General features: G+C 63.5%; 13 protein-coding genes. 12 read left to right on the forward strand and 1 reads right to left on the reverse strand.

Translation table 11 applies throughout. The features are described from left to right. The first annotated feature begins 22 nt into the window (after nucleotides 1-22). The 5 genes from JG739_RS13685 to JG739_RS13705 all read left to right on the forward strand — a co-directional run bounded on the left by JG739_RS13685 (nucleotide 23) and on the right by JG739_RS13705 (nucleotide 4,506). Nucleotides 23-892, forward strand: a complete 870-nt coding sequence (locus tag JG739_RS13685; RefSeq protein WP_202366898.1) for an ABC transporter permease — start codon at nucleotides 23-25, stop codon at nucleotides 890-892. Then, nucleotides 892-1,680 (forward strand): ABC transporter permease, encoded by a 789-nt coding sequence (locus JG739_RS13690; protein WP_202366899.1) that lies wholly within the window; start codon nucleotides 892-894, stop codon nucleotides 1,678-1,680. Before JG739_RS13685 ends, JG739_RS13690 begins: the two co-directional genes overlap by 1 nt. Further along, on the forward strand, nucleotides 1,680-2,747 hold the full coding sequence (locus tag JG739_RS13695; RefSeq protein ID WP_202366900.1) for an ABC transporter ATP-binding protein: 1,068 nt from the start codon (nucleotides 1,680-1,682) through the stop codon (nucleotides 2,745-2,747). Before JG739_RS13690 ends, JG739_RS13695 begins: the two co-directional genes overlap by 1 nt. Before the next feature lie 80 nt (nucleotides 2,748-2,827). Continuing rightward, a complete protein-coding gene (locus JG739_RS13700) occupies nucleotides 2,828-4,072 on the forward strand; it encodes an aconitase X (protein ID WP_202366901.1) in 1,245 nt (414 codons plus the stop codon). A gap of 20 nt (nucleotides 4,073-4,092) precedes the next feature. Next, a complete protein-coding gene (locus tag JG739_RS13705) occupies nucleotides 4,093-4,506 on the forward strand; it encodes an aconitase X swivel domain-containing protein (RefSeq protein WP_446720563.1) in 414 nt (137 codons plus the stop codon). 103 nt (nucleotides 4,507-4,609) lie between these two features. On the opposite strand, the gene JG739_RS13710 is transcribed toward JG739_RS13705, so the two are convergent. After that, nucleotides 4,610-5,641, reverse strand: a complete 1,032-nt coding sequence (locus tag JG739_RS13710) for a LacI family DNA-binding transcriptional regulator (protein WP_202366903.1) — start codon at nucleotides 5,639-5,641, stop codon at nucleotides 4,610-4,612. Between the two features lie 425 nt (nucleotides 5,642-6,066). Between JG739_RS13710 and JG739_RS13715 the strand changes: the two genes are divergently transcribed. From JG739_RS13715 to JG739_RS13745, 7 genes are all read left to right on the forward strand, one after another. After that, nucleotides 6,067-7,680: an extracellular solute-binding protein gene (locus JG739_RS13715; RefSeq protein ID WP_202366904.1), complete on the forward strand. Its 1,614-nt coding sequence runs from the start codon at nucleotides 6,067-6,069 to the stop codon at nucleotides 7,678-7,680. 77 nt (nucleotides 7,681-7,757) lie between these two features. After that, on the forward strand, nucleotides 7,758-8,618 hold the full coding sequence (locus tag JG739_RS13720) for a carbohydrate ABC transporter permease (protein WP_202366905.1): 861 nt from the start codon (nucleotides 7,758-7,760) through the stop codon (nucleotides 8,616-8,618). Next, nucleotides 8,615-9,574, forward strand: coding sequence for a carbohydrate ABC transporter permease (locus JG739_RS13725; protein ID WP_202366906.1), 960 nt, complete (start codon nucleotides 8,615-8,617; stop codon nucleotides 9,572-9,574). Before JG739_RS13720 ends, JG739_RS13725 begins: the two co-directional genes overlap by 4 nt. Then, nucleotides 9,571-10,656, forward strand: coding sequence for an ABC transporter ATP-binding protein (locus JG739_RS13730; protein WP_202366907.1), 1,086 nt, complete (start codon nucleotides 9,571-9,573; stop codon nucleotides 10,654-10,656). Before JG739_RS13725 ends, JG739_RS13730 begins: the two co-directional genes overlap by 4 nt. 4 nt (nucleotides 10,657-10,660) lie before the next feature. Further along, nucleotides 10,661-11,722, forward strand: a complete 1,062-nt coding sequence (locus JG739_RS13735; protein WP_202366908.1) for an ABC transporter ATP-binding protein — start codon at nucleotides 10,661-10,663, stop codon at nucleotides 11,720-11,722. Between the two features lie 35 nt (nucleotides 11,723-11,757). Continuing rightward, entirely contained in the window at nucleotides 11,758-12,870 is a 1,113-nt protein-coding gene (locus JG739_RS13740; RefSeq protein ID WP_202366909.1) for a Gfo/Idh/MocA family protein, read from the forward strand. Between the two features lie 26 nt (nucleotides 12,871-12,896). Beyond that, nucleotides 12,897-13,811: a sugar phosphate isomerase/epimerase family protein gene (locus JG739_RS13745; RefSeq protein WP_202366910.1), complete on the forward strand. Its 915-nt coding sequence runs from the start codon at nucleotides 12,897-12,899 to the stop codon at nucleotides 13,809-13,811. Nucleotides 13,812-13,825 lie beyond the last annotated feature (14 nt).

The raw sequence follows: 13,825 nt of genomic DNA on the forward strand, positions 1-13,825 counted from the left end.
AAGCTTTTTCGGGGAGGAGCATATGGCAGGACAGGCCGCGAGAGGTTCGAGGAGCGGATTGCGATCGGCTTTGCCCCTGCTGCTGCCGGCTTATCTCTGGCTGACGGTGGCGATTTTCCTGCCGCTGTCGGCCATGGTTTTTTTCTCGTTCATGACCGACTTGCCGCTGTCGGGGAAGGCGTGGTCGTTCACGCTGGACAACTACACGGCCTTCCTCTCGCAGGGCCTTTACGGGACGCTGCTGCTGGCCTCGCTCCGGCTCGGGCTCGAGGTGACGCTGTGGTGTGTCGTCATCGGCTATCCCGCGGCCTACGTGCTGGCCAAGGTGTTTCGGGGGCGCAGCCGCGAGGCGATCTTCCTGCTCGTCATCCTGCCGTTCTGGTCGAACGGCCTGGTGCGCATCTTCTCCTGGGCGATGGTGCTGCGCGAGGGCGGCATTCTCGACACCGCCCTCAACGCCGTGCTGCCGTTCAGGATCAACATCGACCTGATGTATTCCTATCCGGCTGTCATCATCGGCCTGGTCCATTCCTACGTGCCCTACATGGTGCTGACCTGTTATCTCACGCTGCAGGCGATCGACGATTCGCTGATCGAGGCAGGACGCTCGCTCGGCGCCTCGCGGCTGCAGATGCTGAAACGGGTGATCATTCCGCTGTCGATGCCGGGGCTGGTCGCCGGGGCGGCGCTGATCTTCGTTCCCGTTGTCGGCTCGTTCATGGAACCGCGTATCCTCGGTGGCCGCACCGGCACTTTTTACGGCACGATCATCGAGGACCAGTTCGTCGCCGTGTTCAACTGGCCGCTTGGTGCCGCGCTGTCGTTCATCCTGCTGGCCGTCGTGCTAGTCATCCTGGCGCTGGCGTCGCCGGTGTTGCGGAGGGCTGCGTGATGGCGACGACGCGTATCCTGGAATGGTGCGGGCGCCTCTACATCTGGCTGCTGCTCGCCTTCCTCTACCTGCCCATTGTCATCATGGCGCTGATGTCGTTCAACGTCTCGCCCTTCTACCAATTGCCGTTCGAATGGACGACCGAGTGGTACGCCTTGCTCTGGCAGAACGATCAACTGATCTCGGCCACCTGGAACAGCATCGAGATCGCCATCATCAGCACCATCATCTCCACGGTGCTCGGCTCGGCGGCATCGCTGGCGCTCTATCGCCATGAATTTCGTGGCAAGAAAGTTTTGCAGGCGCTGCTGTTTCCACCGATCGCCATTCCGTGGCTGATCACCGGCACGGCGATGCTGATCTTCTTCTTCGCCGTCGGCATCGGGCGTGGGCTGTTCGCGATCCTGCTCGGCCATGTCGCGCTGGCGCTGCCCTATGTCATCGTCGTCGTCTCGGCCCGGCTGCAGACTTTTGCGCCGGAGCTGGAAGAGGCGGCGCGTTCGCTCGGCGCCAACCAGTGGCAGGTGACTTCGCGGGTGACGCTGCCCTGGATCATGCCGGGCGTCATTGCCGGCGGGCTGTTCGCCTTTGCCGTGTCGTTCGACCAGTTCGTGGTCTCCTACTTCCTGTCGACGCCGGGCCAGACGACGTTGCCGGTCGAGATCTACGCCGCGATCCGCAAGGGTTTTTCGCCGGAGATCAATGCCGTCTCGACGATCATCATCGTCGTCTCGATGACGCTGATGCTGCTCACGGCACGGTTCTTCAAATTCGGCGGAGAGAAATAATGGCCGGCGTGCAGGTGGCGAATTTGTCGCGCAGTTTTGGCGCGCACAAGGCGCTGGACGACGTCTCGATCGATTTCGCCGACGGCGGTTTTTATGCGCTGCTCGGGCCGTCGGGCAGCGGCAAGACCACGCTCTTGCGCCAGATCGCCGGCTTCGATTTTCCCGACTCCGGCCGGATCGCGATCGGCGGCGAGAGCGTCGAGCGGGTGCCGGTCGAGAAGCGGCGCATCGGCATGGTGTTCCAGAACTATGCGCTGTTTCCCAATATGAGCGTGGGTGACAATGTCGCGTTCGGCCTGTCGGTGCGTGGCGAGGCCAAGCCAACGATCGCCAGCGAGGTGCAGCGTGCGCTCGACCTGGTGCAGCTCGGCAAGCTCGGCGGCCGCCGCCCGCACCAGCTGTCCGGCGGCCAGCGCCAGCGGGTAGCGCTTGCCCGCGCCATCGTCACCAGGCCGCGCGTGCTTCTGCTCGACGAGCCGCTGGGCGCGCTCGACAAGGCGCTGCGCGTCGACATGCAGATCGAGCTGAAGCGCATCCAGCGCGAGATCGGCATCACCACCATCTTCGTCACCCACGACCAGGAAGAAGCGCTGACGATGAGCGACCGCATCGGCATCCTGCGTGACGGCAGGCTGGTGCAGGAAGGACCGCCGGAGGAGATCTACGACAGCCCGAAGAGCGAGTTCGCCGCCACCTTCCTCGGCGACGCCAACATCTTTCGCGGCGAGACCACCGGCACCGGCATCCGCTTGCCCGACGGCACCGCGATCGCAGCCGGGGCAGGCGCGACGCTTGCCGCCGGCGCCAAGGCCAGCTGCGCGGTGCGGCCCGAGCGCATCCGCATTGCTGCCGATGGCGACGGTGCGGACCAGGCCCAGCCCAACACCCTGCGCGGGCGGGTCGCCAAACGTATCTTTGCCGGCAACAGCAGCACCTATTTTGTCGATCGCGACGGCCAGACCATCAAAGTCATTGTGCAGAACACCGGCATTGAAAGGTTGGCGGAGGGGCAAAAAGTGGTGCTGCGCTGGTCGCCGGACAGCACGGTGCTGATCGCCGCGGGCTAGCAGATCGAATCCTTCAGTCTTGTCAGGCAGTCCGCAATCAGGGAGAGCTTGATCGGGCATAAATGCCCCGGAGCTTGCCGATGACGCTGGAATTGACGGCCGAAGACCAGTCGATGCTCGACGGCGAGCACGGCCGGGCCGTGGCCGCCGCGATGAAAATACTGGTCGCCTTTTCCAACGCAGTTGGCGCGCGCGAGCTGTTGGACATTGCCGGCGCGCATATCGACGGCTGCCTGTATCACGGCCAGGCCAGCCTCGATTTCGTCGAAAGGCTGGTCGAGGGCGGCGGCCGCGTTCGGGTGCCGACGACACTCAATGTTGGCTCGTTCGATCTCATCCATCCCGGGCTGGTGAAGATGCCGGCTGCGGAAGCAGTGTCGGCGCGGCGGCTGATGAAGGCGCATCTGGAGCTCGGCTGCCAGGCGACCTTCACCTGCGCGCCCTATCAGACGCGGTTCCGGCCGGGCTTTGGCGAGCAGATCGCCTGGGGCGAGTCCAACGCCATCGTCTTTGCCAATTCGGTGATCGGAGCGCGGACCAACCGCTATGGCGATTTCATCGATCTGTGCTGCGCGATGACCGGGCGCGCGCCGGCCTGGGGACTGCATTTGACCAATGATCGGCGCGGCCAGATCCTGTTCGAGCTGACCGGTTCTTTCGAGTCTGCCGATGCCCTGTTCGTCGGCATCGGGCTTATTGTCGGGCAAAGGAGCGGCGACCGCATTCCTGTCATATCGGGCCTGCCGCAGCCGCGCGATGAGGATCAGCTGAAGGCGCTTGGCGCGGCGGCGGCAACGACGGGCGCGGTGGCGCTGTTTCATGCGGTCGGCATCACGCCGGAAGCAAGGACGTTCGACGAGGCATTTCGCGGCATGGCGCCGGAGGTGACGATCCGGATCTGTCGCGCCGACATCGACCAGGCGCTGGCAAAACTGTCGAGCGTCCCCGAAGGTGCGCCGCTTGCGGCCGTATCGCTCGGCACGCCGCATTTTTCGCACGAGGAATGGATGCGCCTTTTGCCGATGCTGCGCGAGGTGGCGCCGCGCAGGGGCATCCCGATCTACGTCAACACCGGGCGCGCCACTTTGAAGAGATTGCAGGATGAGGGCGCATTGGCCGGCATGGAGGCGTTCGGTCTAATTCCGGTTGCGGATACCTGCACCTATGTCACCTCCATCATCGAGCGTCTCGACGGCGTGGTGATGACCAACTCCGGCAAATGGGCGCATTACGCCCCCGGCAATATCGGCGTGTCCGTCGCGTTCGGCGACATAAAGGATTGCATCCGTTCGGCAGCGGCCGGGCACGTCGTGAGGGGGCCATGAAAGGGCTGGAAAAGTCGGTGTTGAAGAGAGTTGGCACGTTCCAGCTTGCCGGCGAAGCGCTAGGCTCGGCGCTGGTGTTTTCGCACGCGCTCAGCTTCTGGGGCGGGATCGACGTTGAAACAGGCGAAATCATCGATCATTCGCATCCCGGTCTTGGCCAAAATGTCGCTGGCAGGATCCTGGTGATGGCATCCGGGCGCGGCTCGTCGTCCTCGTCCTCAGTGCTGGCGGAGGCGATCCGTCGGGGTACGGCGCCGGCCGGCATCATCCTGCAGCGGCCCGATCCGATCCTGGCCGTCGGCGCCATCGTCGCCGAGTTCCTCTACGACATCAGCATGCCGCTGGTCGTCTGCGATATATCGGGCATTGTTTCTGGCGACCGGATCGCAATTGGTGTTGGCGAGGATGGTGGGGCGATCGTCAGCGGGATTTAGCCGGCCATCAGTCCGTGCGGCATCCAACTCAAGGTTACCCTGATCGCCGCGGCGCCGCAGGCCGCACTTGATGGCGTGGCCTCCGATATCCCTGAGCTTCCGTTCAGATTTCCGGGATGCTTTCCCTGAAGATCACCTGCAGTCGCGGCTGGTGCAGTTCGTAGGGCAAGCCCTTGATCGCGTGGGTCAAGGTGTTGAGCGCTTCGCGGGCCTCGACGCGCGGGTTCTGGTCGATCACCGCGTCGAGCGTGCCGTCGAGCAAAAGCTCCTTGGTGCCTTCCGTCACCTCATGGCCGAGAAACACGGTCGACAGCGCCCGCCCTCGCTCCTTGAGCGCGCGGGCGATGCCGGTGTTGCCGGCGCCGACATTGTAGATCGCGGCCAGGTCCGGGTGCCGGTCCAGCAGGGCGGCGGCCTCCGAATAGGCCTTTTCCCGGTCGTCGAGCATCTCGCGCATCTCGACGATCTGCAGATTGGGCGATTCTTCCGTCAATATGTGGCGGAACCCCATCTCGCGTTCCTCATGGCCCCGATAGGAGAGCGAGCCGGCGAACAACGCGACCTTGCCCGGACGCTCAGCGCCCATGAAGCGGTTGAGCAGATAGCCGGCGAGCCGGCCGGCGGCGCGGTTGTCGATGCCGATATAAGCGACCCTCGGCACATGCAGGATGTCGGACGCGATGGTGACGACCTTGACGCCACTGGCTGACAGCGAGCGGATCGCCTCGCGGACCGTCGGATGGTCGAGCGCGATGACGCCGACGCCTTGCGTCTGGCCGCGCAATTCCTGCAGCAGGCGGGCAAGCCGGTCGGGATTGAAGCCTTCGATCGTGGCGACGCGCACATCGAGGTCTGGCCGCGATTGCGCCTGCGCCTCGATGTGCCTGTGCAGCATCTTGATGAAGGAATTGGTGCCGGCGGGCAGGGCGAAGTCGAGCCGTATCACATCGCCGCGCGGTGCATTGCGCGTGGTCGGGCTGTTCGAATTTTCAGCGATGTAGCCAAGCCGCTGCGCCGTCTCCAGCACGACTTCGCGGGTGCGCGCCCTGACCCCGGCGCGGTTGTTGAGCACACGATCGACCGTCGCGGCTGAAACGCCGGCTTCCCGGGCTATGTCTGTCAGGGTGGACCGCACAGTCGATCACCTCACTGCTTGCGCGCTACAGCGCTTCAAAATCGCGCGTTCAACGGTTCGAATGCCGGACGACGGCTTCGTGCCGTCCGCGATTCTGATGGGAAATGATGTATCCGGCCTGAGCCGATGCGCAAGCCGGCGCTACACCAAATCGTCGAGCCGCGCCGAAAATGGTCGGTGCTTCACACGATGCCCCCAAATTCATGCGCCTCAAATTCAAGCGCTTCAAATTCGGGCGCCTCAAATTCAGGCCCCTCAAATTCAGGCAGCGAGTGCAGTGTGATGATCTCGGTCGACTGCATTTTTCCTCTTTTTGCGATGTTATGATGCGTTTTGATTATTTATCATGTTGACAGGCTTCGCCCCGTGACGTCAATATCCATCATGAGGGCCGTGGAGGACCGAGGCCCGAGGGAGGAGTTCCAATGTCTGATATGATCCGCATGTCGCGGCGTCGTCTGCTGGCGTCCGGTGGAAAGGCGGCGGTGCTTGTTGCCGCCGCAGGTATCGCGCCGAAATTCATCCGCCCCAGCCGCGCCTATGCGGCCGATGCGCTGGCGCCGGGCATGATCGGCGGGCCGACCGGCTTCGACGGCTCGGAGCGCTATCAGTATGGCCCCGACACGCCGGAAGGCCGCGCCGTCGAGGCGGCCAAGGCGATGAAGGGGGTAGGCAAGGCGCCGGCCAAGATCGTGCTTGGCCTGTCCGACGGCTCGATCGGCCAGCTGACGCAGCCATTTCCCGCCGGCGCGCCCTCGATCAAGGATCTGTGGGAGAAGGAAACCGGCATTCCGCTCGAGATCGTCGGCGTGCCGAACGGCCAGGAATTCACCAAGACGATGCAGGACATCTCCACCAGGGGTGGGGCCTATGACATCTACGCGGTGGAATGGAACCGTCTCGGCGACCTCGCCGAAACCGGCGGCATCCTGAAGCTCGACGACTTCGTCGCGCAGTACAAGCCGGAATGGGACGACCCCGAGCGCGGCTATGTCGACGGCGCCAAGGGCGTTTCGCTGCTCAACCAGTATCGCGGCTCGACCTATGGCGTGTCGCTGGACGGCGACTTCCAGACCTGGGTCTACCGCACCGACCTGTTCGGCGACGCGGCTGAGAAGAAAGCCTTCTCCGACAAGCATGGCTACGAGCTGGCGCCGCCAAAGACCTGGAAGCAGCATGACGAGATCGCCGCCTTTTTCCAGCGCCCCGACAAGGGCCTGTTCGGCTCGACCGATCTGCGCAACCAGGGCTGGGGCTACACCAACTGGTATCAGCGTTATGTTTCAATGGCTTCGCCCAATCAGTTCCTGTTCGACGATACCGGCAAGCCGCTGATCAATTCCGAGCAAGGCATTGCTGCTGTTAACGAGTACATCGCCTCGCTGGCCCATCATTCGCCGGATGCGATCTCGTGGGGCTGGCCGGAGCAGTATGGCAATTTTGCCAAGGGCGGCGCCGCGATGACCTGCGCCTTCTCCAACCTGCCGAAATTCCTCGACAATGCCGGCAACAAGGATTCAGCTGTCACCGGCAAGATCGGTTCGATGCTGCCGCCCGGCCGCGAGATCGACGGCAAGCTGATCAGCCGCTCGGTGCTGTGGCTCAATCTGTCGGCGTCGGTTTCGTCGCAGGCCAAGAATCCGGAGGCCTGCTACCTGTTCCTGCAGTGGCTGGGATCGAGCCGCATCTATGCCTGGATGACCGCCAATCCGGGCGGCTATTTCGATCCGTTCCGGCTGTCGGATTTCTCCGACCCGCTGGTCCGCCAGACCTATCACGCCTACCACATGGATGTGGTGCGCGAGACGGTCGCCCGCACCGTGCCCACCATCAACTATCCCGGCGCCACCGCCTTCCACAACGCGCTGGACGAGAACCTCGTCGCTGCGCTGACCAAGGCCAAGACCGCCGAGCAGGCGATGGCCGACACCGAGGCGGAATGGAAGAGGATCGCCCGCCGCACCGGCGAGGAGAAGCTTCTCGAAGCCATCAAGGCCAACAAGGAGGCCTGGCCCACCGTTCTCGATCCGGTCAGCTGATCCTCCTCCCGGGATCCGAATGGGGCGAGGAGTTTGCGCTTCGCCTCCGCAAACGACGGTACCAGCAAAGCTGCAAGATGAAGCGTTCCGTTCCCTTCGAAATATTCCGCTATACCGCGATCCTTGCGGCCATCGCGGTGATCCTGGTGCCGATCCTGTGGACGGTGTCGATGGCCTTCAAGCCGATCGGCGAATGGTCGGCGACCGGCACTGACCTGACCTGGTGGCCGAAGGATCCGACGCTCAGCAATTTCCGCTTGGTCTTCGGTGAATCGACCAACAACCTGATCGTCGCGCTCGATCGCACCGCCCTCAAACCGATCTTGTCGTCGCTGTTGTCGGCCAGCTTCGGCACGGCGATCGCCATGTCGGCGGGTACCGCGGCGGCCTACGGGCTGTCGCGCTTCGGCTCGGGCCAGAACCTGCCGCTGGCGCTGATCCAGCTCCGCCTGTTTCCGCCGATGGCGGTGATGACGCCGGTGATGATCATGTGGGCCTTTCTCAACTTCACCGACAGCTGGTGGGGACTGTCGCTGATCTACGGCATCGTCACGCTACCCTTCGCGTTCTGGCTGATGAAGACCTTCTTCGACGACATGCCGCGCGAGATCGAGGAGGCGGCGCTGGTCGAGGGCTGCTCGCGGCTGCGCGTCTTCACCCGCATCACGCTGCCGATGATGCGCGCGCCGCTGGCCAGTGCCGCGCTGTTCGTCTTCATCCTCAACTGGTCGGACTATCTGATCGCGCTGCTTCTCACGACACGCGAATGGGTGACGGTGCCGGTATACATGGCGTCGCTGTCGTCTTCGATGACCGGCCAGCTCTACGGCGCCAAGGCGGCACTCGGCCTGATCGCGGCGGTGCCGCCCGTGATCATGGGTATCGCCATCCAGCGCCATCTGGTGCGCGGGCTGACCTTCGGGGCGCTCAAGCAATGAGCGCGGTCACTGCCACGATTCCGGAGGACGTGATGAAAACCGTCCAGGCAAAGCCGACCCTTCGGGAGGAAGGGGTAAAGCTCGGTTTCCGGCTGACACTGCCGGCGCAGATCCTGGTGCTGTTCATCGCGGTGTTTCCGCTGTTGATGCAGCTCTATATCAGCCTGACCGACTGGTCGCCGCTGTCCGGCCTCGGTTGGTGGAGCGCCTGGTCGCTGTGGAACAATTTCGCCAACTACACCGACCTTGCCGCCGACGCGCGCTTCTGGAGCGCGCTCAAGAGAACGGCCACCGTCATGATCGTCTGTGTGCCGGCGGAATTCCTGCTCGGCTTGGCACTCGCCACGCTGTTTGCCGACGAGTTCCCGGGCAAGCGGATCTTCTATTCGATCCTGCTGATGCCGATGATGGTAGTGCCGGCGGTAGCCGGCTACATGTTCTTCATGCTGTTCCAGTCGGGCGGACCGGTCAACGACATCCTGTCGGCGCTATCAGGCTTTCCCGTCACCATCGCCTGGCTGTCGGACCCGACGCTGGCGCTCGTCGCCGTCATGCTCGCCGACATCTGGCAATGGACGCCGCTGATGTTCCTCATCCTGCTTGCCGGCCTGGTCGGCGTGCCCGGGGACCAGATCAAAGCGGCGACGCTGCTTGGCGCCAATCCCTGGCAGCGCTTCGTCACCATCGTGCTGCCGAAGATGAAGACGATCATCATCATCGCACTGGCAATCAGGGTCATCGAGAACTTCAAGATCTTCGACACGCTCTACATCATGACCGGCGGCGGTCCCGGCGTCGCTACCGAGACCATCTCGGTCTACATTTACAAGCTTACCACCCAAGACCTGATCTGGGGCTATGTCGCGGCGATCGCGCTGGCCATCCTGATCGTGCTGTCCATCGCTGCGGTGTTTGCCATGAAGCGCATGGCCCGGGCGCGGGAGGTGCCGGCATGAGCGCCATCCATCTGCAGAACCTGGTCAAGAAGTTCGGCGACTTCACCGCCTTGAAGACGATGGATCTTGCCATCGCCGACGGCGAGTTCATGGCGCTGCTTGGGCCGTCGGGCTGCGGCAAGTCGACGACGATGAACATGATCGCCGGCATGGAAGAGCCGACCAGCGGCAAGATCCTGTTCGGCGAGCGCGACATGGCCGGCGTGCCGATGGGACGGCGCGGCGTCGGCTTCGTCTTCCAGAACTATGCGATCTTCACCCATATGAGCGTGCGACAGAACCTTGCCTACGGCCCAAAAATGCGCGGCGCGCCAAAGGCCGAGATCGACCGCCGCGTCGGCGCGATTGCCGAGATGCTGCAGCTGGCTCCGCTGCTCGACCGCAAGGCCGACAGGCTGTCGGTCAACATATTGCAGCGCGTGGCGATCGGCCGTTCGGCGATCATGGAGCCGGCGATTTTCTTGCTCGACGAGCCGCTGTCCAATGTCGACGCCGCCTTCCGGGCGGTGATGCGGACCGAATTGAAACAGCTGCAGCGGCAGTTCCGGCAGACCATGGTCTACGTCACCCACGACCAGCTCGAAGCGATGACCATGGCCGATCGCATCGCGGTGATGGACCACGGCGTGCTGCAGCAGGTCGGCACGCCATTGGAGGTCTACAACAATCCGGCCAACGTTTTCGTCGCCCGCTTCATCGGTGCACCGGGCATGAACCTGCTGAGGGGCAGGCCGGCAGAAAGCGACCGGGGCCTGGTCGTCGACCTCGGCCCGCTCGGTGTCACGCCGCCGCTGCCGGACAATCTCGCCCCGGCGGTGAGGGCCGCGTGGGAAGATGTGCTCTACGGCTTTCGGCCTGAGCAGGTGATTCTCTCAGACCGCGGCCTGTCGATGCCGGTAACGTTCGTCGAGCGCATCGGCGCGCGCACCATCGTCCATCTCGGCCAGGGCGAGAGCGCGGTAAAAGCGGTGTTCGACAATGATGTCGGGCTGGCGATCGGGCAGGCAGCGGTTGTCGCGCCGGCCCAGGCGTCCGTGCGCGTGTTCGACGCCGCCACCGGCCTTGCCATGAAGGCGGGCTGAGACCATGGCCTATATCGTCTTCCGCAACGTGACGAAACGCTATGGCGGCACGCTCGCCGTCGACGACGCCTCGTTCACTGTCAACGACAATGAGTTCTTCTGCTTCTTTGGCCCGCCGCTGTCGGGCAAGTCGACGGTGCTTCGTCTGGTGCTCGGGCTGGAGACGCCGGACGCCGGCGAAATCCTGATCGGCGGCAGGCCGGTCAATACGGTGTCGCCAGCCGAGCGCAATGTCGCCATGGTGTTCCAGAACCTGGCGCTGTTTCCGCATATGAGCGCGCGCGACAATGTCCGCTTTCCCCTGGTCGAACGCCGGGTCGCCGAGGCCGATATCGAAAATCGTGTCGCAGACGTCGCGGCCAAGCTGCATATCGGCCACATTCTGCACAAGCCGCCGGCGCAGCTTTCGGGCGGCGAGCGGCAGCGCGTGGCGATCGCCCGGGCGCTGGTACGCGACCCCAATGCTTATCTGATGGACGATCCGATCTCGGCGCTCGACGCCAGGCTGCGCGAGGAGACGCGCGTCGAGCTGAAGCGCATCCAGCGCGAGCTCGGCAAGACGCTGATTTATGTTACGCATGACCAGGAAGAGGCGATGTCGGTCGCTGACCGCATCGCCATTCTTGAGAACGGCAGGATCAGGCAGATCGGCGCGCCGGCCGAGATCTATGACCGGCCGGCCAGCACCTATGTGGCGCGGCTGCTCGGTTCGCCGATGATGAACATATTGAAGTCAGTGCGCCGCGCGGAAGGCATGGAGGCGGCGGAAGGCACGATCCGCATCGCGGACAAGGCCGCGCCGGCCGATGCCGTCGAGATTGGACTCAGGCCGGAAGACATCAAGGTCAAGGCCTGGTCGGAGGGGGGCGCGGGCCACCCGGCGCGAGTGTTCGAGGTCGAGCCGCTTGGCGGCTACACCGTCGTGACACTCGCCGCCGGGCAGGCGCGTCTGCGGGCGCTGCTGCGTGGCCAGCCGGACATCAGGCCGGATGCGATGGTGGCGATATCCTGCGAGCCGGGCAGGGTGCATTATTTCGGGCAAAGCGGGGGAGCGCTGGCAAGATGACGGCGGCCGCACGCAAAGAGGTTCGGGAGGATCAGATGACGAGCGGAGTGTTAGCGGGCAACGGCTTCGAGCCGGACGTTAAAGTCCGGACCAGGGAATACAGGATCGGCTGCGTTGGCGCCGGCATGATCATGGCGGAATGTCACCTTGCCGCCTACAAGGAAGCTGGTTTTCCCGTGGTGGCAATCGCCTCCAGGACCAAGGCCAGCGCCGAGAAGGTCGCCAGGCGCTGGGAGATCCCGACCGTCCACGACATGCCGGAACAATTGATCGAGGACAAAAACGTCGAGATCATCGACCTTGCGTTTCCGCCGGACCAGCAGCCGGCACTGATCCGCCATGCGCTGAAGCAGGAGCATATCAAGGCGATCCTGGCGCAAAAGCCGCTGGCGCTGTCGCTCGATGAAGCGGTCAAACTGCGCGACGAGGCGGCCAGGGCCGGCAAGATCCTCTCGGTGAACCAGAACATGCGCTACGACCAATCGATGCGCGTGCTGAAGCAGATCATGGACAGCGGCGCGCTCGGCGACATCGTCTTCGCGCAGATCGACATGCATGCGATCCCGCACTGGCAGAGCTTCCTCGAGGACTATGACCGGCTGACGCTTGCCAATATGAGCGTCCACCATCTCGACGTGCTGCGCTTCCTGTTCGGCGATCCCGACGAGATCACCACGCTGACCCGCAAGGATCCGCGCACGCGCTTTGACCATTCGGACGGCATCACCGTTTCGACGCTGCGATTTCCGTCCGGCGTGCTCGCCGTATCGCTGGAGGACGTCTGGTCCGGTCCACGCCAAGACGGCTACAAGGACGACCAGCACATCAACTGGCGCGTCGACGGCACAAAGGGCGTCGCCAAGGGCACGATCGGCTGGCCGACAGGCTCTGCCTCGACGCTGACCTATGCCTCGACAGAGACGACCGGCGGCGAATGGGTGACACCCAGCTGGGAGACAATGTGGTTCCCGCACGCCTTCATCGGCGTGATGGAGCAGCTCCAGCACGCGGTGAAGACGGGTGAGCCGCCGGCACTTTCCGTCGCCGACAACGTCAAGACCATGGCGCTGATCGAAGCCGGATACCGCTCGATAGACGAGGGCCGCACAGTCAAGCTTTCCGAAATCTCGACAAACTCAGTCATCTGAATCGCTTACAGGGAGGACTTCACATCATGATGCAGGCAGGTATCTTCACGGGCTATTTCCCGTACGGCCTCAAGGAAACCGCGCAGAAGATCCGCGCGCTCGATTTCAACACGGTGCAGCTCGACCTGCATTTCAGGGATATCGACCTGTCGGCCGGGCAGATCACCAAGGAAAAGGCCAGGACGGTTCGCGACACATTCCGCGACCACAACCTGCCTGTGTGCTGCGTGTCGGGCTACACCAACATCATCCATCCCGACATGGGCGAGCGCGAGAAGCGCGTAGGCTATCTCAAGGAGATCATCCGCAATGCCCGCCATTTCGGCACGCCTTACGTGATCTCGGAAACCGGCACCTACAACACCGAATCCGACTGGGTGCATCATCCCAAGAACAAGACCGAGGAAGGTTTTGAGGAATGCCGCAAGGTCATTTCAGACCTTGCCCAGACCGCCTACGACCACGGCGCGGTGTTCCTGCTCGAAACCTATGTCAACAATGTCGTCGGCTCGGTCGAGGAGACGGTGAAGATGTTCGCGCAGGTCGACCATCCCGGCCTCGGCCTGTTGATGGATCCGACCAACTATTTCGAGACCCATAACATCGACAGGATGGACCAGATCCTGAACCAGGTGTTCGACACGCTGACCGACAAGATCAAAATAGCCCACGCCAAGGACGTCAAGCGTTCGGGCGGCGACAAGTCGGAGAAGCACGCCGATATCGGCGACGAGGACGCGCTGGAGAGCCACACCTTCCGTGGTGTCGGCGAGATCGAGCTGCCGGCGCCCGGCCTCGGTTCGCTCAACTACGACCTCTATCTCAAGCGGTTGTCCGAAAAGCACCCGAACATCCCGGTCATCATCGAGCACCTTTCGGAGGATGACGTGCCTCGTGCCAAAAAATTCCTCGACGAGAAATTCCGCGCCAACGGACTGTGACGGCACGGTTCGGC

The sequence above is a fragment of the Mesorhizobium sp. L-2-11 genome, from assembly GCF_016756595.1.
Classification (GTDB): Bacteria; Pseudomonadota; Alphaproteobacteria; order Rhizobiales; family Rhizobiaceae; genus Mesorhizobium.